This window comes from Mycobacterium sp. 852002-51971_SCH5477799-a, from assembly GCF_001667145.1.
GTDB lineage: Bacteria > Actinomycetota > Actinomycetes > Mycobacteriales > Mycobacteriaceae > Mycobacterium.
This window is the reverse complement of record NZ_LZIF01000063.1, coordinates 19,698-41,900: the sequence shown is the minus strand read 5'-3', so window position 1 is coordinate 41,900 and position 22,203 is coordinate 19,698. Positions and strand designations below refer to the sequence as shown.

Annotated in this window: 24 protein-coding genes; 22 read left to right on the top strand and 2 right to left on the bottom strand. The window is 66.0% G+C overall.

Translation table 11 applies throughout. The features are described 5' to 3' along the window. Positions 1 to 241: 241 nt before the first annotated feature. The 8 genes from A5753_RS07080 (at position 242) to A5753_RS07045 (ending at position 8,117) form a co-directional block, all read left to right on the top strand. Positions 242 to 1,786, top strand: a complete 1,545-nt coding sequence (locus A5753_RS07080) for an AMP-binding protein (protein ID WP_067124941.1) — start codon at positions 242 to 244, stop codon at positions 1,784 to 1,786. Between the two features lie 103 nt (positions 1,787 to 1,889). Continuing rightward, on the top strand, positions 1,890 to 3,356 hold the full coding sequence (locus A5753_RS07075; protein ID WP_067124938.1) for an aldehyde dehydrogenase family protein: 1,467 nt from the start codon (positions 1,890 to 1,892) through the stop codon (positions 3,354 to 3,356). Next, entirely contained in the window at positions 3,353 to 4,582 is a 1,230-nt protein-coding gene (locus A5753_RS07070) for an amidohydrolase family protein (RefSeq protein WP_067124935.1), read from the top strand. The genes A5753_RS07075 and A5753_RS07070 overlap by 4 nt, the downstream gene beginning before the upstream one ends. Next, positions 4,582 to 5,367, top strand: coding sequence for an SDR family NAD(P)-dependent oxidoreductase (locus tag A5753_RS07065; RefSeq protein WP_067124931.1), 786 nt, complete (start codon positions 4,582 to 4,584; stop codon positions 5,365 to 5,367). The genes A5753_RS07070 and A5753_RS07065 overlap by 1 nt, the downstream gene beginning before the upstream one ends. Further along, positions 5,364 to 6,614 (top strand): cytochrome P450, encoded by a 1,251-nt coding sequence (locus A5753_RS07060; protein ID WP_067124928.1) that lies wholly within the window; start codon positions 5,364 to 5,366, stop codon positions 6,612 to 6,614. Before A5753_RS07065 ends, A5753_RS07060 begins: the two co-directional genes overlap by 4 nt. Beyond that, on the top strand, positions 6,607 to 7,035 hold the full coding sequence (locus A5753_RS07055) for a nitroreductase family deazaflavin-dependent oxidoreductase (RefSeq protein ID WP_067124924.1): 429 nt from the start codon (positions 6,607 to 6,609) through the stop codon (positions 7,033 to 7,035). Before A5753_RS07060 ends, A5753_RS07055 begins: the two co-directional genes overlap by 8 nt. Positions 7,036 to 7,097: 62 nt before the next feature. Continuing rightward, positions 7,098 to 7,718, top strand: a complete 621-nt coding sequence (locus A5753_RS07050) for a TetR/AcrR family transcriptional regulator (protein ID WP_067125310.1) — start codon at positions 7,098 to 7,100, stop codon at positions 7,716 to 7,718. A 102-nt stretch (positions 7,719 to 7,820) separates the two neighbouring features. Further along, a complete protein-coding gene (locus A5753_RS07045) occupies positions 7,821 to 8,117 on the top strand; it encodes a hypothetical protein (protein ID WP_067125307.1) in 297 nt (98 codons plus the stop codon). 186 nt (positions 8,118 to 8,303) lie between these two features. Here A5753_RS07045 and A5753_RS07040 read toward each other — a convergent pair whose 3' ends face one another. After that, entirely contained in the window at positions 8,304 to 8,669 is a 366-nt protein-coding gene (locus tag A5753_RS07040) for a hypothetical protein (RefSeq protein WP_082971211.1), read from the bottom strand. 167 nt (positions 8,670 to 8,836) lie between these two features. Between A5753_RS07040 and A5753_RS07035 the strand changes: the two genes are divergently transcribed. The 11 genes from A5753_RS07035 (at position 8,837) to A5753_RS06985 (ending at position 18,337) form a co-directional block, all read left to right on the top strand. Further along, positions 8,837 to 10,207 carry an alpha/beta hydrolase domain-containing protein gene (locus tag A5753_RS07035; protein WP_067124921.1) on the top strand — a complete coding sequence of 457 codons (1,371 nt, stop codon included), beginning with the start codon at positions 8,837 to 8,839 and terminating at the stop codon, positions 10,205 to 10,207. A gap of 35 nt (positions 10,208 to 10,242) precedes the next feature. Next, a complete protein-coding gene (locus tag A5753_RS07030) occupies positions 10,243 to 11,454 on the top strand; it encodes a CaiB/BaiF CoA-transferase family protein (RefSeq protein WP_067124918.1) in 1,212 nt (403 codons plus the stop codon). Beyond that, positions 11,451 to 11,864 (top strand): Zn-ribbon domain-containing OB-fold protein, encoded by a 414-nt coding sequence (locus tag A5753_RS07025; RefSeq protein WP_067124915.1) that lies wholly within the window; start codon positions 11,451 to 11,453, stop codon positions 11,862 to 11,864. The genes A5753_RS07030 and A5753_RS07025 overlap by 4 nt, the downstream gene beginning before the upstream one ends. After that, positions 11,861 to 13,063 carry a thiolase family protein gene (locus A5753_RS07020; RefSeq protein WP_067124912.1) on the top strand — a complete coding sequence of 401 codons (1,203 nt, stop codon included), beginning with the start codon at positions 11,861 to 11,863 and terminating at the stop codon, positions 13,061 to 13,063. The genes A5753_RS07025 and A5753_RS07020 overlap by 4 nt, the downstream gene beginning before the upstream one ends. Before the next feature lie 115 nt (positions 13,064 to 13,178). Beyond that, positions 13,179 to 13,784, top strand: a complete 606-nt coding sequence (locus tag A5753_RS07015) for a TetR/AcrR family transcriptional regulator (protein WP_067124909.1) — start codon at positions 13,179 to 13,181, stop codon at positions 13,782 to 13,784. 27 nt (positions 13,785 to 13,811) lie between these two features. Beyond that, positions 13,812 to 15,080, top strand: a complete 1,269-nt coding sequence (locus A5753_RS07010; RefSeq protein ID WP_067124907.1) for a cytochrome P450 — start codon at positions 13,812 to 13,814, stop codon at positions 15,078 to 15,080. A 7-nt stretch (positions 15,081 to 15,087) separates the two neighbouring features. Continuing rightward, positions 15,088 to 15,600 (top strand): hypothetical protein, encoded by a 513-nt coding sequence (locus A5753_RS07005; RefSeq protein ID WP_082971196.1) that lies wholly within the window; start codon positions 15,088 to 15,090, stop codon positions 15,598 to 15,600. Positions 15,601 to 15,955: 355 nt separating this feature from the next. Further along, entirely contained in the window at positions 15,956 to 16,474 is a 519-nt protein-coding gene (locus A5753_RS07000; protein ID WP_231990022.1) for a C39 family peptidase, read from the top strand. 186 nt (positions 16,475 to 16,660) lie between these two features. Beyond that, on the top strand, positions 16,661 to 17,179 hold the full coding sequence (locus tag A5753_RS06995; protein WP_197694611.1) for a carboxymuconolactone decarboxylase family protein: 519 nt from the start codon (positions 16,661 to 16,663) through the stop codon (positions 17,177 to 17,179). Continuing rightward, positions 17,176 to 17,736 carry a carboxymuconolactone decarboxylase family protein gene (locus A5753_RS06990; RefSeq protein ID WP_067124898.1) on the top strand — a complete coding sequence of 187 codons (561 nt, stop codon included), beginning with the start codon at positions 17,176 to 17,178 and terminating at the stop codon, positions 17,734 to 17,736. The genes A5753_RS06995 and A5753_RS06990 overlap by 4 nt, the downstream gene beginning before the upstream one ends. A 64-nt stretch (positions 17,737 to 17,800) precedes the next feature. Continuing rightward, positions 17,801 to 18,337: a TetR/AcrR family transcriptional regulator gene (locus A5753_RS06985; protein ID WP_197694619.1), complete on the top strand. Its 537-nt coding sequence runs from the start codon at positions 17,801 to 17,803 to the stop codon at positions 18,335 to 18,337. On the opposite strand, the gene A5753_RS06980 is transcribed toward A5753_RS06985, so the two are convergent. Next, positions 18,317 to 19,486, bottom strand: a complete 1,170-nt coding sequence (locus tag A5753_RS06980) for an acyl-CoA dehydrogenase (RefSeq protein ID WP_067125298.1) — start codon at positions 19,484 to 19,486, stop codon at positions 18,317 to 18,319. The two genes, A5753_RS06985 and A5753_RS06980, sit on opposite strands and share 21 nt — an antisense overlap. Before the next feature lie 175 nt (positions 19,487 to 19,661). Between A5753_RS06980 and A5753_RS06975 the strand changes: the two genes are divergently transcribed. The 3 genes from A5753_RS06975 (at position 19,662) to A5753_RS06965 (ending at position 22,203) form a co-directional block, all read left to right on the top strand. Next, a complete protein-coding gene (locus tag A5753_RS06975; protein WP_067124883.1) occupies positions 19,662 to 20,441 on the top strand; it encodes an Rv3717 family N-acetylmuramoyl-L-alanine amidase in 780 nt (259 codons plus the stop codon). 362 nt (positions 20,442 to 20,803) lie between these two features. Continuing rightward, entirely contained in the window at positions 20,804 to 21,463 is a 660-nt protein-coding gene (locus tag A5753_RS06970; protein ID WP_067124880.1) for a DUF4190 domain-containing protein, read from the top strand. 74 nt (positions 21,464 to 21,537) lie between these two features. Further along, positions 21,538 to 22,203 (top strand): DUF4190 domain-containing protein, encoded by a 666-nt coding sequence (locus tag A5753_RS06965; protein ID WP_067124877.1) that lies wholly within the window; start codon positions 21,538 to 21,540, stop codon positions 22,201 to 22,203.

The following is a 22,203-nucleotide window of genomic DNA, read 5'->3' as shown; positions in this document are numbered from 1 at the left end:
CCTGGAGTTGGCGCGCCAGATTGTCGGTGCGGCAATCGAAGTCGTGCGCACATGCCGGCTACAGACCCCCGTCACGCTGTCCCGATCCATAGTCATCCAAGTCAACCGGTCCGCGGTGCGATACAAATCTCACGCTAGTAGCGAGCAGAACGATACATCCGCAAAACTAGAACTTCAATACTGGTTACTACGAGAGTGTCGTTCTACACTGGCCACGGCCAAAGCGCACTGGAGGAGCAATGTGACCGGTACCCGTCTCGTCGCGCCCGAGTTGGCGCAACGCTACGAGCAGGAGGGCTGGTGGACCCCCGACACGCTTGGGGAGCTGCTGGCCCGCGGTCTCAAAGACAACCAGGACACCACGTTTCAGGTGCACTCAGCCGTGCGGCCGTTCGCCGGATCGTTCGCCGACGTTGAGCTGATGGCCCGAAGGCTCGCGGCGGGGCTGCGCGCGCGGGGCGTCGGCCCGGGCGACGTGGTCGCCTTCCAACTGCCGAACTGGGTGGAGGCGGCGGTCACCTTCTGGGCGTCGGCGCTGCTTTCCGCCGTCGTCGTGCCGATCGTCCACTTCTACGGACCGAAGGAATTGCGCTACATCCTGCCGAGCGTGAAGCCGCGAGTGTTCATCACGGCCGACGGGTTTGGGCGCATGACCTTCGTGCCGGAGGTCTGTGCCGACGTGCCGATCGTCGCGCTGGTGGGTGAAAGTTTCGAGGCGCTACTGGACCCCGAACCGATGGACGGCACCTTGGCGGCGGATCCCGGCAGCCCCGCGGTTATCGCGTTCACGTCGGGCACCACCAGCAATCCCAAGGGCGTGATCCACAGCCATCAGACACTGGGCTTCGAAACCCGCCAGCTGTTGGCGAATTACCCGCCTGACCGTGCGCCGCTGCTCACCGCGCTGCCCGTCGGGCACTTCATCGGGATGCTGGGCGCATTCCTGCTCCCCGTCGTCGACGGCATGCCGATCGACCTGTGCGACGTGTGGGATCCGGACAACGTGATCGACCTGATGGAGACCCACGGCGTGGCCATCGGCGGGGGGCCGCCGTACTTCGTCACCAGCCTGCTCGACCACCCCCGGTTCACCCCGGATCACCTGCGCTACATCAAACACATCGGTCTCGGCGGATCCAGCGTTCCGGCGTCCGTCACCCGCCGCCTGGCCGATGCGGGCATCATCGTGACCCGCTCCTACGGCAGCAGCGAGCACCCCTCGATCACCGGGTCACGGACCACCGCGCCGGAAAGCAAGCGACTATTGACCGACGGCAACGCGCGGCCCGGCGTAGAGATCCGGATGGCCGACGACGGCGAAATACTCTCGCGCGGACCGGATTTGTTCATCGGCTATACCGATCCCGCATTGACCGCCCGTGCTTTCGACGAGCACGGCTGGTATCACACCGGCGACATCGGGGTGATGGACGAGGACGGTTACCTCACTCTGACTGACCGCAAGTCCGACATCATCATCCGCGGCGGGGAGAACATCAGCGCCCTGGAGGTCGAGGAGATTCTGCTGGGCCTGCCGGCCATCGCCGAAGCCGTCGTGGTTGCCGCACCGGATGCGCGGCTCGGTGAGCACGCCGCGGCCATGCTGCGCCTCAAGCCGGGACAGGCCATGCCGACCATGGGCGAGGTCCGCGAGCACTTCGAGCGCGCCGGGGTGGCCAAGCAGAAATGGCCCGAGGAACTGCACGAGGTAGCCGACTTTCCCCGCACCGCCAGCGGCAAAGTGCAGAAATACGTTGTGCGCCACAGTCTTCGATCTCAGGGATAACAATGCGTCGCCGAGCGCGCGCTCCAGCCGACCCAGAATTGAGAGTTGAACTTTTGGCTAAAGTAGAATACGGTTCTACCGTCACCTGATATTTAGGAGTGTCGTGACGATCGTCGCGGAGCAGCGGACCTATGTCGCGGGCAGTTGGATTACCGGCGATGACGTGGTCAGCGTCGAAAATCCCGCCGACGAGAGTCACGTCGCGGACATCACCGCCACTCCGTTGCCGGAGGTGCGGCGCGCGATCGCCGAGGCGCGCCGCAGCTTTGACGACGGGGTGTGGGCCGACGCGCCACCCAGCGAGCGGGCCCGAGTGTTGCACGCCTTGATTGACCACGTCGAGGCGGCCCGCGACGCATTGGTTCCCACGCTCGTCGCCGAGGCCGGCCAGTCGAAGTTCTTCGCCGAGATGACGCAACTGCGCGCCGGGGCGGCCATCGGCCGACACACGATCGACCTGTACCAGTCGATGTCACACGAGGAAGCCAGCCCGGTCCCCGTCGACGACCTGGTGCGCGGCAGGGTGGCGCTCAGCATCCGGCGCCACGAACCCGTCGGCGTCGTCACCGCCATCACGCCGTACAACGCGGCGCTGATCATGGGCTTTCAGAAGCTGATTCCCGCGTTGATGGCAGGCAATTCGGTGATCCTGCGGCCCAGCCCGCTGACCCCGATCTCGTCGCTGATCTTCGGCGCGGCCGCGGACGCGGCCGGCCTGCCGCCCGGCGTGCTCAGCGTGGTCGTCGAGTCGGGCATCGCCGGGGCCGAGCTGCTGACCAGCGACCCGGGTGTCGACATGGTGTCGTTCACCGGTTCGACGCTGGCCGGTCGCAGGATCCTCGCCCAGGCCGCGCCCACCGTCAAACGGGTGTCGCTGGAGCTCGGCGGAAAGTCGGCGCAGATCTACCTGCCCGATGCCGTGCACCGCGCCGCCGGTGGCGCTTTCGTCGCGGTCGCCAGTACCGCCGGTCAGGCCTGCGTCGCCGCCACCAGAATGCTTGTGCCGCAAGATAAGAAAGACGAAGTGCTCGACGCGGTCAGCGCGATGTACAAGCTGATCAAGGTGGGGCCGCCCAGCGACGAATCGGCCATGATGGGGCCGGTCATCAGCGCCGCCCAGCGCGACAAGTGCGAAAAGTACGTCAAGTTGGCAGAAGAGCACGGCGGCAAGGTGTTCTGCGGCGGCGGGCGCCCAGCGGGACTCGATCGCGGTTACTACTTCGAGCCGACCGTGCTCGACCTGCCGACCAACGCGAATCCCGCTGCGCAGGAGGAGATCTTCGGACCCATCATCGGCGTGCTGGGCTACCGCGACATCGACGACGCGGTGGCCATCGCCAACGACAGCATCTACGGCCTGTCCGGTCAGGTGTACGGGACCGACGCGGCGGCGGCGCTGCAGGTGGCGCGCCGGCTGCGCACCGGAGCGGTCAACGTCAACACCACCGTCTTCTCCGCCTACGCACCGAGCGGGGGATACAAGCAAAGCGGTCTGGGACGCGAACGCGGCCCGGACGGCATTCGTGAGTTCCAAGAGGTCAAGCACATGTCGATTGGGGAGCTGAAATGAGCCCAGACACCAACGGAAACAAGACATACAACCTGGACTGGCTGATCTCGGTCGACGACCACATCCTGGAGCCGCCGAACCTGTGGGTCGACCGGGTGGCCGCCAAGGACCGTGACCGCGCCCCGCATATGGAAAAGAACGACAACGGCGTGGACAACTGGGTCTACGACGGCAAGCGCTATCCCAACTCGGGCCTGAGTGCGGTCGTTGGCAAATCCAAGGAGGAATTCAGCCCGGAGCCGCTGTCGTACTCCGAGATGCGGCCGGGCTGCTACGACGCCAAGGCCCGGGTCGAGGACATGGACCGCTCGGGTGTGCTTGCGTCGCTGTGTTTTCCGACAATCACGCGGTTCTGCGGACAGCTGTTTATGGAGGCCAGCGACCGCAAGTTCGGCTTCGAGTGTCTGCAGCACTACAACGACTGGCTCGTCGAGGAATGGTGCGGCGCCGCCCCCGGCCGCTACATCCCGCTGATGCTGATCCCGATGTGGGACCCGAAGCTCGCCGCCAAGGAGATGGAGCGCATGGCGGCCAAGGGGGTGACGTCCTTCGCGTTCTCGGAAAATCCGGAACCGTTGGGTCTGCCCACCATTCACGACGCCGACGGCTACTGGGAACCGGTGATGGCGGCGGCCAACGAGCTCGAGATGGTGGCGAGCATGCACGTCGGATCGTCGTCGACGCTGCCCAAGATCTGTTCGGACGCGCCGTTCATGGCCAACCTCACCTGGGGCGCCTCGCGTACCTCGGGAACGATGCTGTCCTGGTTGTTCAGCGGCATGTTCCAGCGCTACCCGAAACTGAAGATCGCGCTGTCCGAGGGTGAGGTCGGCTGGATGCCCTACTTCCTGGAGCGCGCCGAGCAGGTGCTCGACAAGCAGCGGTACTGGGTGATGCGCGGCGCGAAGTTCGACACGCACGCCGGGGCGGGCAAGGCGATCGACCTGGACACGCTCGACATTCGCGAGACGTTCCGCAACCACATCTACGGCTGCATCATCGAAGACCGCCACGCCGTCAAGAGTTTGGACGAGATCGGCGAGGACAACATCATGTGCGAGACGGACTACCCGCACTCGGACTCGACCTGGCCCGACTGCATCGGGGTCGCCCGCAACACCATGAAGGATCTCCCGGAGGACGTGCAGTACAAGCTGTTGCGCGGCAACGCCGAGAAGCTCTACCGGTTCACTCCGGCCGAACCGCCCGTGCTGGCGAGCGCCTGATGTCCGGGGTGCTCGACGGCAAGAGCGCCGTCGTCACCGGCGCCGGCTCCGGGGTGGGCCGGGTGTCGGCGCTGAGGTTCACTGAGGAGGGCGCCCGGGTGGTCGCCGCCGACATCGACGTCGACCACGCGAAAGAGACTGTGCGCCAAATCGAATCAGCTGGCGGCACCGCTATCGCCGTCGGTGTCGACGTCTCCGATGAACAACAGGTTCAGGCGATGATCGCGGCGGCAGTCGACCAGTACGGTCGGCTGGACATCTTGTTCAACAACGTCGGCATACCGACGCCGCGGCTCGGCATGACTTTCGAGGACCACACGCTCGAAGATTTCAACCGCCTGGTCGCGGTCAACCTCGGCGGCGTGTTTCTCGGATGCAAGTACGCGGTGCTGCGCTTCAAAAAGCAAGGCTCGGGCGGCGTCATCCTCAACACCGCGTCGGTGGCCGGCCTGGTCGGATGGGGCGGAACGGTCTACGGTGCCACCAAGGGCGGGGTCATTCAACTCACCCGGGGAGTCGCGATCGAAGCGGCCCCCTTCGGAATTCGCGTCAACGCGATCTGCCCGGCCGCCATGCCACTGACCGGTTTCATGGCGGCGGGCGGGCTCCAGGTCGACGCGGAGCAGCAGGCGCAGATAGCCGAAGCGGTCGGCGGGCAGCATCCGCTCGGGCGCGCAATCACGGCCGAAGACTGCGCCGAGGCCGCGCTGTACCTGGTCTCGGATGCCTCGCGCAACGTCACCGGCGTGGCGCTGCCGGTCGACGGTGGGTTCGTAGCGAAATGACCGCTCCCGCATTGGATCGCGATCGCCTGCGGGAGCTTTTCGACCTGCGCAGCTCCTACAACGCCTGGGCCGGTGGCGCTTACGAGGACGATCCGTATCCGGTGTGGCACCGGCTGCGCGAGAAGGGGCCGGTGCTGCCCGGCGTCCTTCACGAGCTGACCGGCAGCACCGACATGATGTTCTTCCACGGTCTGCCGTACCCGGACAGCCCGCATTTCACGGTGTTCGACTACGACTCCTGCATGATCGCCTACCGCAACCCGGAGGTGTTCGCGTCGTCCCCGGAGCCCGTCGACCTCCAGAACGGCCCACTGGGCCTGACTAACAGCATGCTGTCGATGAACGGCGAGCAGCACCGGCGCTATCGTGCGTTGGTCCAGCCGTCGTTCCTGCCGTCGAATGGCAAGTGGTGGATCGACAATTGGATCGCCGAGACCGTGAATTTGCTCATCGACGGGCTGGTCCACGAAGGGCGCGCCGAGCTCAACGTCGATTTTTGCGCGGCCATCCCGGTGCTCACCATCACGGGCAGTTTCGGCGTGCCCGTCGAGCAGGCCCTCGATATCCGCGAGGCGCTGGCGCGGGATCCGCAGAAGGTGGTCGACCTACTCAAGCCGGTCATCGCGGCCCGCCGCGAAGAGCCGCGCGACGACCTCATCAGCGTTCTCGTCCAAGCCGAGCTGACCGACGAGCACGGCGCCAAGGACCGGCTCACCGATCGCGAAATCGATTCCTTCGTACTGCTGTTGCTCGGCGCGGGCTCGGGCACCACCTGGAAGCAGATGGGCACCACGCTCACGACGCTGCTGCAGCGCCCTGAACTGCTCGAGGCGGTGCGTGCCGACCGCAACTTATTGCGCCCCGCCATCGAGGAGGCGATCCGGTGGATGCCGACGGATCCGATGTTCTCCCGTTGGGTCATGGCCGACACCGAATTGGCTGGCGTAGCAATCCCCGCCGGGTCCGTCGTGCATCTCGCGCTGGGTGCGGCCAACCGGGATCCTGCCCGCTGGGACCACCCCGACGATTACGACTTCGCGCGAAAGTTCAAGCCGTCGTTGGGTTTCGGACAGGGGTCGCACATCTGCCTCGGCATGCACGTGGCCCGCGCCGAGATGACCATCGCGATCTCGGCGCTGCTCGACCGCCTGCCCAACCTGCGGCTGGATCCCGACGCCGAACCACCCCGCTTCGTCGGAATGTACGAGCGCGGCGCGACCGCCATACCGGTGGTGTTCGATGTCTGATTACCAGCAGCCCGATCTCACCTTGGTGGGCGACGATCATGTGCGCGCGTACCGGGAAACCGGCGGCGAGACCGGCTATCTGTGGAACGGCGTCCCGACGCTGCTGCTGACGGTGACCGGGCGTCGCACCGGCCGCGAACACACGTCGGCGCTGATCTTCGGCCGCGACGGCGACGACTATCTGGTGGTGGCCTCCATGGGGGGCGCGCCGCGGCATCCCTCGTGGTACCTGAACCTGCAAGCCGATCCGGCGGCCAGCATCCAAGTGCGGGCTGACGAATTGCCGGTCGTGGCGCGTGCCGCGTCGGCCGACGAGAAGCCGCGACTGTGGAAGATCATGACCGAGGTGTGGCCGAACTACGACGTCTACCAATCACGAACAGACCGCGACATTCCCGTCGTCCTACTCACACCGACATGACCACGGCTAGCATTTCTTCGGTGTCACGTGCTGAAGAACGGGCCGCGGAGCGGTCAGCGGCGGTGCAGCGTTCGCGCGAACGCATCGCCAACCAAGTCCGGCTCATGCTCGATGCCGCCCTGCGGCTGATTCGGCAGAAGGGTGACGGCTTCACCACCCAAGAGCTGGTCAAAGAGGCAGGCGTCGCGCTGCAGACCTTCTACCGCTACTTCGCCACCAAGGACGAGCTGCTGCTGGCGGTGATCGCCGACGCGATGACCGATGCGTGTGCCCGCTGGTCGGACGCCGCGCGGGACCTGCCCGATCCGGTCGCGCGGTTGCGCTTCTACGTCACCGCCGTCATCGAGGTGCTCGACAGCGAGGGCGGCGACGGCGGCACCGCCAAGTTCGTCGTCTCGACGCATTGGCGGCTGCACCGGATCTTCCCGGACGAACTCGCCGAGGCCGAGAAGCCCTTCGTCGATCTGCTGCTCGGCGAGATCAACGCCGGCATCGAGGCCGGACTGCTCGCGCCGGCGGACCCCGAATGGGCCGCGTGGTTCATCGCGGAACTCGTGCGTTCGGTGTACCACTACTACGCGTATGCGCCGCAAGAGGCCGGCGTCCAAGAGCAGCTGTGGCAGTTTTGCCTGGCCGCGTTGGGCGGAACGGCAGGAAAAGCACGCGGTAGCCGATCGAAATAGAGGTACGCCATGCCCCATGCAAAACCGGACGAGTTGCCCAGCGGAGGAGCGGGGCGATGGCCGGCGGCCGGCGACAACTTCCGGTCCGTGCAGTGGGGCGACATGGAGGTCGGATACACCACCACCGGGCCGCTGGATTGCACGCAGCTCTACCAGCTGGGCGGACTTCCCGGTGGTGTATGCACCTGTCCGCACTACGGATACATCTTCGAAGGCTCGATCCGCGCGACCTATCCGAACACCGATTGGCCGGATGAAACGGCGACGGCCGGCGAGGTGTATTTCTTTCCGGCAGGGCACATCCTGATCTACCCCGAACGAACCCGGGCGCTCGAGTTGAATCCGGCGTTCGCGCTGCAGCAGTGCATGGATGCGATGCAAAGGGTTGGGCAGGCATGACGACCTCACCTGCCACTCTGGCCACTGGTTGGTGGTATCGACGAATTGCCCACCTCGCAGCGACAATTCAAGCAGTTCAGTGGTTGTCGCTGAGAGGCGGGCAAATCCCCTGGTGGCTCCGGCCAGAGGCGTCTGTGGCGAATGTGACGATCGCGACCAGTCGGGCCTGTCCCATCGACCGCGACACTACAAGCGGGACAACGTGAACGGATACGTGTAGGAGCCGGCTGGCGCACCATGACAACCCGAGTCGAACGACGACCGCAGCTCGCCGGCCAGCGTGGTCGCATCCCAGGTGTACGCGTCGTGCGTGGGAACCGTTGGGCCGTAATAGATATCGTCGCACCTCAGCCCGTCGGGAACATCAACGGTCAACACGTAACGACCGTCGATCAGGTGGGCGTCCCCGATGTAGGGAAACGCCTTGGCGACCGGCCGGGCGATGGCGTTCACGTGGACACACCCGCCGCCTGGACACGCGGTGATTGCCCACACCCAGGTGTGAAAGTCGTACCTGCCCTCGATCCGAAGGTCGTAGTTGCCGAACGGCATTGCGGCCCGCACGACCGGCGCAAGCGCCGTGACGACGACGGCCAGAACACCGGCGAGCATCGAGAACTTCCAGGCGAGCAGCTTGGATGTCATGGCGTTCCTCCTCTTCGGTCGCGTCAATCATACTCGGGCAGCAGGGTTTTCGATAGAAGCGAAGGCGGCGTGACATGAGCGAATGCACCGCACATGGCGTCACACTGCTGCGGGAAATGCCCTGCGGCTCCGGGGTTCCAGAGACCAGCGCGACCCGGCCACCCTCCCAATTCGACGAAGCCCTGCCCGAATTCGCCGACGACTACGCGGAAGCCGAATACCTGCTCTGCGGCACGGCCAGTTGCTATGCCGGTCCCGCGACGGGACCCGCGACGGTGGTCAGCGACGGACACCGCTACGCGACTCGGGTGCTGGCCCGCTACCCGAACGACGCGTCGCGATTCAGCGGCCGGGTGACTGTCGAGCCGTTCAACACCACCTACGGCCTCGACCGCGACGCATTGTGGTTGCACGTCGCCAGCCTGCTGCAGGCGCAGGGCGACGCGTGGATCGGCATCACCGTCCGCACCACATCGGCAACGCAACTCAAGGGCTACGACCCGCAGCGCTACGCCGACGTCGAGATCCCGTCCAACGACCTCGCCTGGGACCTGCTGCGCGCGATCGGCACCGTGCTCAAGGAGGGCGGCCCACACAGCCCACTTCGCCATCTACCGGTCCGGCACGTGTATCTGGGCGGCTACTCACAAAGCGGCGTCGACACCGCCACTTTCGCCGCGGCGTTCGGCGCGCTGACCCGCACCCGCGACGGCCGCCCCGCTTACGACGGATTCTTCCCCGCCTGTCATGCCGCCAGCCTGACGCCCCTCGCCGTGGGAGAAGGCCTGCCGCGCTTCGAGTACGCGCCGATGCCGCCGACCGGTGTCCCGGTCATCGAGGTCCAACCGCAAACCGACGTCGAAGGATTCACCTTCGAGGAGTTCGTCAACCCCGGCAGTGCATCCGTGCGGCGCGAAGACGGTGACGCGGCAGGGGACCGTTTCCGGCTGTATGAGATCGCCGGCGCTCCCCACGCCGCCACGATTCCCGGCTGCGACGGGAACGGGTCGAGCTTTCCGATGTCGGCCTTCGTCCGCGCCGCACTGCGGAATCTCTTCCGGTGGGCTGAGGACGGTGTTGCGCCACCCACCGCTCCGCGCATTGCGCTCAACGTCGACGACGTGGTGGCCGAGGCTGCCGTCGACCGATTCGGCAACGCCATCGGCGGCGTGCCTTCACCATTCCTCGACGTGCCGATCGCTCGCTACGAGGCGCACTCGACGCCCGGGCCGCTCTGCAAACTTGCGGGACGCGAGGTGACTTTGCCCTACGAGTTGCTCGCCGAGCGCTACCGCGACGTGCAGACCTACCTCGCCGAATTCACGATCAGCCTCGACGAAGCCGTCCGAGCGGGCTTCCTGCTGAAGGATGATCGCGCCGCACTCCTGAAAGTCCAGGCCGCCAAAGCGCATACCGCCTTCACCCGACAGACGGCACCGGCATGAGCGTGGCGACAGTTCCTGCGCCGAGGAGGCAGTAGATGGACCAGGGCGCTTTCGAAGGGCTACGCGTAATCGAATTGGCACAATGGGTCTTCGTCCCGGTGGCTGGTGCGCTGCTGGCCGACTGGGGCGCCGACGTCGTCCGCATCGAGCGCATCGAGGGCGACCCCTACCGTGGGTTGGCGACCCAAGGCATCGGCACCGACCGCGACGGCGTCAACCTCTCGATGGCTCTGGCCAATCGCGGCAAGCGGTCGGTAGCGCTCAACCTGCGGCACGAGACGGGCATGTCGGTTCTGCACGAATTGCTCAGCACCGCAGACGTTTTCCTGACCAGCCTGCGCCCCGGCGCGCTGAGCCGGCTCGGTCTGGACGCCGACACGCTCCGGCAACGCTATCCGCGCCTCGTCTACGCCCGGGGTCATGGCTTCGGAACGCGTGGCCCGGACGCCAATCAGCCTGGCTACGACAGCTCGGCGTTTTGGGCGCGAGGGGGAGTGGGCCACATCCTGACCCCGCCCGAGCGCGATTACCCGATCAGCCAGCGCGGCGCGATGGGCGACCGAAACGGGGCGATGGCACTGGCTTTCGGCATCGCGGCCGCACTGCTCAAGCGGGCGAAGACCGGCGTCGGCTCGGTGGTGGACGTCTCGCTGCTGGCCACCGCGATGTGGATGTTGTCGTCGGATCTGCTCGCGGTGCTCAACGGCGGCGAAGCCGGTCCGGTCGGCGGCCGCGGCCCGCAGGTCAACCCGCTGACCGGCAACTACCGCACCAAAGACGGCCGCCACATCCAACTGATGTTCCTGCAAGGCGACCGCTACTGGGCGGAGTTCTGCCGGCTGGTCGGCCGCGCCGACCTGATCGAAGACCCTCGGTTCACAGATCTGGCGGCGCGGCGCACCAACTGCGAGGCGTGCGTGGCCGAGCTGGACGACGTCTTCGCCGACCGCACCCTCGCCGAGTGGAAAGAGCTACTGGCCAAGCTCGACGCCCCCTGGGCGCCAGTGCAATCCGTGACCGAGGTGATCGACGATCCGCAGGTGATCGCCAATGGGTACGTGGGAGAGGTCCGGCTCGATGACGGCCAGGCGTACCGATTGCCGGCCGTGCCGCTGCAACTCGACGAGCAGGCGCCATCGATGCGCCGCGCACCCGAGCACGGCGAACACACCGAGGCGCTGCTCGCCGAGCTCGGGTACGACTGGGACCGCATCGCCGAAATGTGCGACCAGGGCGTGATTCCGTGAGTGGACGGCCACTGCCGGTTCCCGACGAATCCTCGGCGCCGTACTGGTCGTCGGCGGCCCAACACGTGCTCACCGTGGCGCGCTGCGCTCGATGCGGACAGCTGAGCGCGCCCCCCGACGTGGTGTGCCCGCATTGCCACACCACTGAGCCCCGATTCGAGTTCACCCCGGTAAGCGGACGCGGCACCGTTCGATCCTGGACCGTGGTGCGCCAGGCCTTCCTACCCGGCTTCGACGACGACCTTCCCTTCGTGCTTGTCGATGTCGAACTCGTTGAACAGGCCGACCTGCGCCTCATTGGCCGCTTGCTCGACGGTGTCGACGCGCCGCTGCGCATCAACGCCCCGGTCGTCGTCGGTTTCGAGGACCTCGCGCCCGGCGTGGCCGTCCCCGCGTTCGAGCTGACGTGAGCGGCAGGTTCGCGGCGAGCAACAAGGTCGCCATCGTCGGCTACGCACACAGCCCGGTGTGCCGCCGCGCCGACCGAGCACTGGGGGCGCAGGCCGTCGACACCGCCCGCGCCGCGATTGCCGACGCGGGACTGCGCCTCGACCAGATCGATGGATTCGTCAGCTCCAGCCTGCTGCCGAGCGCCGGGGGCCAAGTCGCCGAAGACGGTGTCAGCACCGTCTCGTCGGCCTGGCTCGCCCAATGCCTGGGCGCCACACCGCGTTACGTCGCCGGTTTCGAGGGTATCGGTCAAATCACCGGCTCGGTCGGCATGGCCGTCAACGCGGTTGCCAGCGGCGCAGCGGACTACGTGCTGCTGCACCGCGCCTTGCACAACCCCGCCGGGCGCTACCATGCCAACCCGATGCGGGAGGCGCGCGGGCTGCAGCAATGGACGGCGCCGCAAGGCTATTTCGGGCCGCTGGCCATGATCGCGCTGCCGCACAACGAGTATCTGCAGCGTTTTGGCGCGCGACGGGAGTCGATGGCCGCCGTGGTGGTGGAGGCGCGCAAGAACGGTGCGCGTATCCCGTGGTCGTACTGGCACGATCGGCCGCTGTCCGTCGACGAATACCTCTCGGCGCCAATGCTGTTCGACCCGGTCTGTCGCTACGACTGCGACATCCCCGTCGACGGTGTGGCCGCATTCGTGCTCACCTCCGCCGAACGCGCGATGGACCTGCCGCATCGGCCGGTGTATGTCGCGGGCTTTGCCTCCGGAATGCCTGCCCGGCGGCGCCTGCCCCTGCACTGGCCGCTCGATGACATCGTCGAGGGCGGCGTGCAGACAGCGCGCCGGTTGTGGGAGCACGCCGGGATCACAGCTGCCGAGGTCGATTTGCCCCAGGTGTACGACGGGTTTTCGCTATTCGTGTGGCTGTGGTTGGAGGTCTTGGGGCTGTGCCCGCCCGGTGAGGCGCATCGCTTCGTCGAGGCCGGCGGTATCGACAGCGACGACGCCGCCGCTATTCCCGCGCTGTCGGGAGGCGGCGCGCTGGGAAACGGTCGCATGCATGGCATCCCGCAGATGCTCGAGTGCTACCTGCAGCTGGCCGGGCGGGCCGGTGAGCGACAGCGCGACAACGCCGCGATCGGGCTGGCGTGCCACTCCTCGCCACACTTCGGGGGCGCCGTGTGCTACTCCGCGCACCCGTTTTGAGAGTTGCGTTCTCCGAAGGATCAGAATATCGTTCTACTGTTACTGGCGTTTAGGAGTCGCTGTGACAGTCCCGTCGGAATCGTGGGTAGAGCGCGCTGTCGATCGATCGGCGGCCGTGCAGCGGTCCCGCACCCGTATCGCCAACCAGGTGCGGTTGATGCTCGACGCGGCGCGACGGCTCATCCAGGCGAAGGACGACTTCACCACTCAGGAATTGGTCGCCGAGGCCGGTGTGGCGCTGCAGACCTTTTACCGCTACTTCGCCTCCAAAGATGAACTGCTGCTCGCCGTGATCGGAGACGCGATGACGGAGGCCTGCGACCGCTGGGCCAAAGCCGCCGCCGACATGACCGATCCCATGGACCGATTGCGCTCGTACATCACCGCTCCACTGCAACAATTCCACGGCGACAGCCACGAGGCCGCGGGCATTCGGTTCATCGTCTCGGCGCACTGGCACCTGCACCGCATCTTCCCGACCGAACTCGCCGAGGCCGAACAGCCGTTCGTCGACCTGCTGCGAGCCGAGGTGGCGGCCGCCGCCGACAAGGGCTTGCTGCATCCGCGGAATCCCGACTGGGACACCTGGTTCATCGTCGAGCTGCAGCGCGCGATCTACCACTACTACGCCTATGCGGCCAAAACCGACGAGGACCTTCGGGCCACCGAAGAAAACCTTTGGGAATTCTGCAAAGCCGCGCTCGGAGCACCACGAGTATGACCGCCGATTGCCCAGGAAGGGTTGCCAGTGAACGACTTTGACGGCTCCGACTTCTTCACCGATCCGGCGCTCGTGCCCAACCCCCATCCCTATTTCGACTATCTGCGCGCCAAGGGCCCGGTGGTTCGCGAGCCGCGCCACGGGGTGGTCGCCGTCACCGGCTACGAGGAGGCGATGGCGCTCTACAAAGACGTCGACTCGTTTTCCAGCTGCATCGCGGTGGGCGGCCCGTTCCCGCCGTTGCCGTTCGAACCCGACGGCGATGACATCAGCGGCCTGATCGAACAGCACCGCACGCAGATGCCGCTGCACGAGCACATGGTCACCATGGACCCGCCAGACCACACTCGCGCCCGGTCGGTGCTGAGCCGGTTACTGACTCCGGCACGGCTGAAAGAGAATCAGGACTTTCTGTGGCACTTGGCCGACCAGCAGCTGGACGAGTTCGTCGGCCACGGCGAATGCGAGTTCCTCGACGCATATTCCAAGCCCTACGCGCTGCTGGCCGTCGCTAACCTGCTCGGGGTGCCCGAGGCTGATCACAAGGAATTCCGCGCCGCGCTGGCTCATTCGCACACCGCGGGCAACCTCGACCACGATCCTGCCGCGATCAATCCGCTGGAATTTCTCGACGAGAAATTCAGCTTCTACATCGAAGACCGGCGCCGCGAGCCGCGCGGCGATGTGCTGAGTGACCTTGCCGCCGCGCGTTATCCGGACGGGTCGACGCCCGAGGTCGTGGAGGTCGTGCGGTCGGCGACCTTCCTGTTCGGGGCCGGCCAGGAGACCACCGCCAAGCTGCTTGGCGCCGCATTGCAAATCCTGTGCGACCGACCGGATTTGCAGCAGGCCTTGCGTGATGACCGCAGTCTGATCCCCGGCTTCATCGAGGAAACACTGCGGATGGAAGCCCCGGTGAAGACGGCGTTCCGGTTGGCGCGCAAGTCGACCCGCGTCGGCGACGTCGATATCCCGGCCGGTACCACGGTCATGCTCTGCCCGGGGGCGATCAACCGCGATCCCGACCGCTTCGAGAACCCGCACGAATTCCGGCTCGACCGGGGCAACGTTCGCGAGCACATCGCCTTCGCCCGCGGCGTCCACAGCTGCCCCGGTGCGCCGTTGGCGCGGGTCGAGGGCCGGGTCTCGCTGGAGCGGATCTTGGACCGGATGGGCGATATCCGGGTCAATGAGGACGTTCACGGGCCCGCAGGGGACCGCAGCTACAGTTACGCGCCGACCTACATATTGCGCGGACTCAACGAATTGCACCTCCAGTTCACGCCGATCAAGTAGGTGATCGATGCGGCCGACGTCATTGGTGATTCCGGCTCTGGTGCTGATCCTTGCCGGCGGGGCGACCGCGCCGACCGCCACCGGCTCCGGTGACGATTGGGGACTCAACGGCACCTACCTGGCCACCTCCAACGGCGATTGGGCGAAAACCAACGACATCTATCACAACGAAGCGAGCGTCCGGAGCAAATGGACGATCAGCACCACGTGCAGCACGCCGCTCGAATGCACCGGCCGGGTCACCAGCGACCTCGGTTGGAGCGCTGACGTGGGCCTGCACGGCAGCGAGTACGTCGTCAAGCGTGACATTCCCAACTGGGAGCCCTGCCCCAACGGCGCACCCCGAACCGGACACCAGATCTACCGGTTCTATCCCGTCGATGAAAGGGGTTGGGTGGCCACCGATTCCACGTCGAAGGTGCTCGCCGGTGTGGACATGACTTCGGGGGACAGCGGGGCGTGCGGCATCAACAAGGCATTGGTGATCTCACTGCCGTTCCGACTGGACAAAGTGAGCTGAGCTCGGGGCGCCACTGGCCGTCGGGGTGCTCGTCGTGCGCCAAAAAGTCTGGGGGCTTACGGCTACCAGCTTGATAACTGTCCGCGTGTCGGTGTGGTATTTCGTCTAGTTTCTGTCAATCTCCGTCCAGGGCCACAACCTGAACCTCTTTTCGTCACATCTAGACGCCGTCGCGGCGGCCCCGGAGCGGACACCCATGACGAGCACCTCGCCGGCAACTGTCGCCAGCGCCGCACGAACGGTCGGCCGGGTCGTTTTGTTGTCCGCCGCGATCGCAGCGTCGCCGGTGATATTGGCGGCTGGGGTGCACGCCAACCCGGGCGCTCCCGTCCCCGACGCCGACCATGAGTTGGGAATGTATGGCGATCCCGTCGCCGCGGCGGCCTACTGGCGCGAGCAACACGCTTCCGACTGTGGGGAAATGGCAGTAGCCGATGTGGTCGGCGAGATCACGGGACGCGAGCCAACAGAGCAGCAGATGATCACTTTGGCCGAAAACACACCGAGCGCAGGGGGTCACGGGCCGATTTGGACGCCAACGGGCACCACCAATATCGCCGACCTTCCGGTACTGCTGTGGCACTACTGGATCAGAGCCGAGAATATTCAGACCGATACCGACACTGTGGCGCGCAAGTTGGGGGGAAACCACAAGGTCATCGCCATCCTCAACGCCGAGACAATTTGGAATCGGCCGGGGAAGCGGAACTCTGCGAACCACTTCGTGGTGGTCACCGGCGTTGACAGCAAGGCCGGTGTGGTGCATCTGAACGACAGCGGCATCAGTACCGGCCGCGACGAGCAGGTTCCCATTGCCGTTTTCGAGCGGGCGTGGGCCCCTAACTACAACTCGGCTATCGTGACCAAGCGATGAGTCGGCGACGCGCAAGCGAAATGACTAGCAATTAAACGCAATCGGTAGCCGCGCGCCGGGTCCTGGGTTAGAGCCCGAAAGCGATAGCACATGGGCTAGCAGCTTTCGGCAACGCTCTATCAATCCGAACCGAGCGGTTCACTACAGTCGAGGAATCCTTCCTGGACGAGAAAGGAACTCGGGCGGATGACGCGAATGCCTCTGGCCAAAGCAGACGAACAGCCGGAACAGATCCGGCAGCTGTTGACCCGCCCCGACACCCTCGATGTGCTTCGACTAATCGCCAACGCCCCCAACATATTCGAGAGCTGGGCACAGATGGCCGGCCAGCTCTTCGAAAGCCCGACCTTCACCCCGCGGATGCGCGAAGTCAGCATCGTGCGGGTGGCCCATTTGCAGGATTCGCCATATGAACTCGCCCAGCACGTGATCTTCGCCCGCAAAGCCGGACTCACCGAAAAACAAATCGACGCTCTACAAAACAAAGCGGACCTGGACACGGCCGGATTCAGCGGTGATGAACGCACCGTCATCGACACCGTCACCGAGTTGTGCGCCGCCCGCCGGCTCAGCGACGACACCTTCGCCACCGCCCACACCTTGCTCGGCGACGAGGCAATCACCGAACTGCTGATGATCGTCAGCTGCTATTACGGTCTGGCGCTGGTGCTCAACGCCGTCGACCTCGACATCGACGCGACATGACCCGCGTCCCTTATCGCCGGCCCGAAGACATGACCGAACTCGCCCGCGAATTGACCGCGCGGCGCGGCAATCTCAACGTCTACCGTGCCCTGGCCAACGCCGAGAAGGTGTTCACCGGCTGGATGGTGGCCGGCGACGCCGCCCTGACCAGCCCGGTGCTGCCGAGAAGGCTTCGCGAACTGATCGTGCTGCGCACCGCCTATCTCATGGATTGCGCCTACGAACTCGGCCAACACAGAGACGTCGCGCAAACGGTTGGACTCGACACCGCCACCATCGACGCCATCACGTCCGAGTCCGGTTGGCAAACAGGGCAATTCGATCCCACCGAGCTGGCCGTGCTGCGACTGACGAGCGAACTGGTGAGCACCCGCCGCGTCGCGGCCCCGCTTTTCGACCAGGTGCACACGGCCCTCGGCTCGGAGGCCACCGTCGAAGCGTTGATGGTGATCAACCGGTATGCGGGCCTCGCGCTGATGCTCAACGCGCTCGAAGTCGACCTCGATGACACCGCCCGACTCCCCATTCCGCCGACGAACGAGGGACCCCTCCCGTAACCTGCATGGTGTGGTGGTGCGAAAGCAGCCGTCGACCCGCCTGTCCGCCGAGGACTGGCTGGAGGTGGGTTACACCGTGCTCGCCCGGGAGGGAGTGCGCGCACTCAAAGTCGAACGCCTCTGCCAGCAGGCGGGCGTCACCCGCGGCAGCTTCTACTGGCACTTCGAGGACATCGAAAACTATCGGACCGCCCTGATCGAGTCGTGGAACAAGTTCCTCGAACGGGACCGCCAGGCATTGTCCGAGCTCGACGCGCTGGCACCCCGAGAACGCCTATCGGCCCTGACTCAAACCCTGGTCAGCCCGCAGTACTGGATGCTCGAGCGGGCGATGCGTGAGTGGGCCCGCCTGGACCCGGTGGCCGCCGAAAAAATCCGCGCCACCGATCGGCTGCTGCTTCGCACCGTGATAAAGGCTTACAGCGACTACGGTTTCAGCCGCGAGGATGCCCGGCTACGCGCCGAACTGACCTTCGCCGCGGGAATCGGACTGCTGCATCTCACCAGCTCGGCCGAACAGGCCCAATCGGTCGCTCAACGCGAACGGTTCCTGGCGCTGATGCTGGGGGAGACGGCCGGCTCAGACCATGGCGATGGGTGAGATCTTCGCGCCAATCGCCAACGCGCCGGCCAACTCTCGACTGGTGTCGTAGTCGAACACCACGTGCCCAGCGGCGATGTCCACATCACGCTTGGCGCGCTGCATCGGGCTCGACAGGAAGTGAACGCTGGCACCGGAGGCCTCCATCAGATCGGCGATGACCGACCGACTTTCGTGCACGGTGCACGCCGCCGCCAGCCGCGCGTCGGCCCGCACCGATCGGCTCACCCGTTCCCCGCTGACGACGAGCGTCTCGATGTCATCGGCGGTCTTGGCGACCAACGCCCGCAGCGAGCTCAGTCGTACCCGGGCCTCGCCCAGCCGGATCTGCGCGGCGGGCTGATCTTTTTGCGCGACCCCGCTGTACGCCAGGACGCGCTCGCCGAGTCGCTCGGCGAAGAGTTCGCTCACCCGTTCCGCGGTCCCGAGCACGGGCATGGACGCCGTCAGCGCCAGCGCCGGAACCAGCGGCCACCGGTACGTCGGGACCCCGTGCTCACGCGCGCCCGGTGCCGTGCCGCCGTAGATGTCGGCCACGGCGACCAGTCGATGCTCGGGCACGAGAGCGTCGGTGATGACGAGATCGTGCGAGCCGGTGCCGCGCATGCCGGCCGTGTGCCAGGTGTCGACGACCTCGACCTGCTCGGCGGGCACCACGGCCAACGCCGGGTCGATCCGGTCCTGCCGTTCGACGAGCACGCCGACGATCACCCAGTCGGCATCCATCGCGCCCGTCGCCCATGACCACCTGCCGGTCAGGCGCACTCCGCCGTCGGCCGGGACGCCACGGCCGGTGGGAGCCAGGGGAGCCGGCGCCAGCACCGGTCCGGACCCGAAGACCTCGTCCTGAACGCACGGATCGAACAGCGACAGCATCCAGTTGTGCAGCGCGTAGAAACCGAGCGTCCACGCGCTCGATGCGCAGCCGTGCGCCATCCGCCTAATCGGTTGCAGCAGTTCGGGAAACGAGGCTTGGATGCCTCCGTATCGGGCGGGCAGCAGTAGCCGGAACAGGTCGGTCTGCCTGAAGTCGCTTATCGTCGCCGCGGGCAGGCGCCGCAATCGCTCGGCCTCGTCGGCGCGATCGGCCAGCCGGGCAACGAACTCGTCGGTGACGCCGTGCAGGGGGCGGCTGTCGGCCACGGACATGTCGCGAACCATAACATACTTTTTTGTATGGCGATATTGATGGCGCGAAGCTCGAAGGCTGGTCGCCGAATGCGGTGGATTCGCGCGCTGCGTAGGATCGTTGCGCGCCAAGCTATTTCGCCTAGGCTCGCCAACCTCCACGGTCGACGATCTGGCGAATTGCTACCATCGCGCGGTGAGTGATCGCCCCGGTGCCTCGCGATCCATTACACGCCGCGACGTCCTGAGGGTCGCCGGTGTGATGCCGGCGATCGCCGCCGCCGGCGCGTGGTTGCCGACCCCAAGGGCAAGGGCCGGGGTGGCCGGGATGTCGGTCTTTCTCGACCCAGGCCACAACGCCGTCAACGACGCCTCGATCAACCAGCAGGTCCCCAACGGCCGCGGCGGCACCAAGCCCTGCCAGACCTCGGGCGCCGCCGCCGACGACGGGTATCCCGAGCACGCGTTCACCTGGGCGGTGGTGGGGTTGATCAACGATTCGCTGAACCAGATGGGCGTCCGGACCCAGCTGTCGCGCGAGAGCGACAGCGGAGTCGGCCCCTGCATCGACCAACGCGCGGCCGCGGCCAACGCCATGCACCCTGACGCGATAGTGAGCATCCACGCCGACGGCGGGCCGGCATCCGGCAGTGGATTCCACGTCAACTACTCCAGCCCTCCGCTGGGCGATGTCCAATCCGGACCCGCCGTGAAGCTGGCGCATGCGATGCGGGATGCCTTGGTCCAGTCGGGTTTACAGCCCGCCAACTACATCGGCTCGGACGGCCTCTACGGCCGCGACGACCTCGCCGGGCTGAACCTGGCCCAGTACCCCGCGGTGCTGGTCGAACTGGGCAACATGAAAAACGCCGGTGACTTGGCGCGAATGGAAAGTCCGGACGGGCGGGCGAAATATGCCGCCGCGGTCACCCAGGGGATAGTTGCTTTTCTGAACTCCAAAGCTCCGACCGGCTAGCCCGAGCTAATTACCCGACACGCTTTGACCGTTCTCCAGCTAACTTACGCGACGCGCTGGAACGACCGCATTGCATCACAGTTAACTTGCATCCAAACCCTACAGCGAACGTCGCGCCAAAACCTAAATTGCGCGTGTATGCGGCGCGCCACTATATATAGCAGTACCGAAAGGTGCTTCTCGTGGAAAAAGAGTGCGTCGTGCCTGCACCGACTATGTTGATTTGTTGCGGTGGGACGTCACGAGTTTCAAGGCATGTGGTGACGGTGGACGCCGCCGACTGGGCGCGTTGACGGGGAATGGGATGGCGATTTGATCAGGGGGATGGGTGACCAGCTCCGGCCCAGCATCGAGGGGCGCCGATGACGTATAGCGGTTATCAGGATCCGTTCGGTGGCGACCCATTCGGGGGGCTGGGGCCCGGGTTCGGCCAGAATCAGCCGGGTCATTCGCCCGCGGGATCTGGGTCCTTCCCGTCCGGGCCGAAGGTCAACACGTTGGCCACGCTGTCGGCCATCTTCGCGTTCGTCTTCGCGCCGGCCGGTGCCGCGCTGGGGCACGTGGCGCTGTCTCAGATCCGCCAACGCCACGAACGCGGCCGTGACCGCGCCATCTTCGGGCTGACGGCCTCGTACCTTTTCATCGTGCTGGCGATCGGCGCGCTGGCCGTGTGGCTGGTCACCAGCGGCGGATCGGATTCGAACACGGTCAAGACGGCGGCTCCCAGCCCGTACGTCCCGCCGACCCCGCCACGCACCACGGTGATCACGGCCCCGCCGGCGCAACGCCCGAGCGTCTCCGTCGGCGACCTTCACGTGGGTGACTGCATCGAGGTCCAGCAGAACAAGCCGGATCCGTCGGAGAAGGCGGACTTCATCACCATCTACCCGGTCAGGTGCGAGGTGCGCGAAGGCGTGCTGCAGGTGACCCAGCTACTCTCGAACGACTCCTGCAAGACCCCCACGACGCTGTGGAACAAGAACAAGACCGTGTATGCCTGCATCGTCGACTTCAAGGGTTGACAGATGGGGCCGCACCGAGTCGTCTCTCGTCGCACAACACAGCGGTTCGCCGCTACGGCCGGTGGGGTGAACTGATGCATCCGAGCGAAGACCCTTTTGCGCCGCAGTCCGGCGATCCGTTCGGCGGAACGCCGCCCACCGTGTCATACGGCGGCGCGCCTACGGCTCCGGTCGGATATCCGAACGCGCCGTTCGGCGGACAGCCGCCGCGCGCGGACTACAACACGCTGGCGGTGCTCTCGCCGGTTTTCGGGGTGATCGTTCCGCCCGCCGGCATCGTGATGGGCCATCTCGCGTTGCCGCAGATCAATCGCAGCGGCGAACGCGGGCGCCCGGCGGCGATCGCCGGCCTGGCTATCGGCTACCTGATGTGCGTCCTGCTGATCCTCGGCGGCGTGTACTGGGGCACCCGGCCGAGCAGCTCGACGCCGGCGACCGCGTCCAGCTCCGCTCTGCCGAGGCCGCTACCGCCGCGGGTGATCACGTCGGTCGCACCGGGCAGCACGGTGCCGCGCGGCCCAAAGCTCGACCTGGCGACCGTGCCGATAGGCACCTGCGTGGAGCTACAGCTGCGCAACAGCACGGGCAATGACGCGCTGGACTTGTTCGGTGTCGACTGCGAACACCGCGACGGGGTGTACACGGTCGCCGCGCGGGTGCGCTCGAACAACCAATGCAACTCGGTCTACGTGGCCGCACCTCCCGACCGTTCCTTCGCCCTCTGCCTGAATCCGTATTGA

What these genes read in the sequence shown, in the direction of transcription:
- A5753_RS07030 (WP_067124918.1), top strand. Translation starts at nt 10,243, where the DNA reads ATGGACCAGGGCGCTTTCGAAGGGCTACGCGTAATCGAATTGGCACAA.
- A5753_RS07055 (WP_067124924.1), top strand. Translation starts at nt 6,607, where the DNA reads ATGTCTGATTACCAGCAGCCCGATCTCACCTTGGTGGGCGACGATCAT.
- A5753_RS06980 (WP_067125298.1), bottom strand. Translation starts at nt 19,486, where the DNA reads ATGTCCGTGGCCGACAGCCGCCCCCTGCACGGCGTCACCGACGAGTTC.
- A5753_RS06970 (WP_067124880.1), top strand. Translation starts at nt 20,804, where the DNA reads ATGACGTATAGCGGTTATCAGGATCCGTTCGGTGGCGACCCATTCGGG.
- A5753_RS07070 (WP_067124935.1), top strand. Translation starts at nt 3,353, where the DNA reads ATGAGCCCAGACACCAACGGAAACAAGACATACAACCTGGACTGGCTG.
- A5753_RS07000 (WP_231990022.1), top strand. Translation starts at nt 15,956, where the DNA reads ATGTATGGCGATCCCGTCGCCGCGGCGGCCTACTGGCGCGAGCAACAC.
- A5753_RS07045 (WP_067125307.1), top strand. Translation starts at nt 7,821, where the DNA reads ATGGAGGTCGGATACACCACCACCGGGCCGCTGGATTGCACGCAGCTC.
- A5753_RS07035 (WP_067124921.1), top strand. Translation starts at nt 8,837, where the DNA reads ATGAGCGAATGCACCGCACATGGCGTCACACTGCTGCGGGAAATGCCC.
- A5753_RS07060 (WP_067124928.1), top strand. Translation starts at nt 5,364, where the DNA reads ATGACCGCTCCCGCATTGGATCGCGATCGCCTGCGGGAGCTTTTCGAC.
- A5753_RS06965 (WP_067124877.1), top strand. Translation starts at nt 21,538, where the DNA reads ATGCATCCGAGCGAAGACCCTTTTGCGCCGCAGTCCGGCGATCCGTTC.
- A5753_RS06990 (WP_067124898.1), top strand. Translation starts at nt 17,176, where the DNA reads ATGACCCGCGTCCCTTATCGCCGGCCCGAAGACATGACCGAACTCGCC.
- A5753_RS07040 (WP_082971211.1), bottom strand. Translation starts at nt 8,669, where the DNA reads ATGCCGTTCGGCAACTACGACCTTCGGATCGAGGGCAGGTACGACTTT.
- A5753_RS06995 (WP_197694611.1), top strand. Translation starts at nt 16,661, where the DNA reads ATGACGCGAATGCCTCTGGCCAAAGCAGACGAACAGCCGGAACAGATC.
- A5753_RS07005 (WP_082971196.1), top strand. Translation starts at nt 15,088, where the DNA reads ATGCGGCCGACGTCATTGGTGATTCCGGCTCTGGTGCTGATCCTTGCC.
- A5753_RS07065 (WP_067124931.1), top strand. Translation starts at nt 4,582, where the DNA reads ATGTCCGGGGTGCTCGACGGCAAGAGCGCCGTCGTCACCGGCGCCGGC.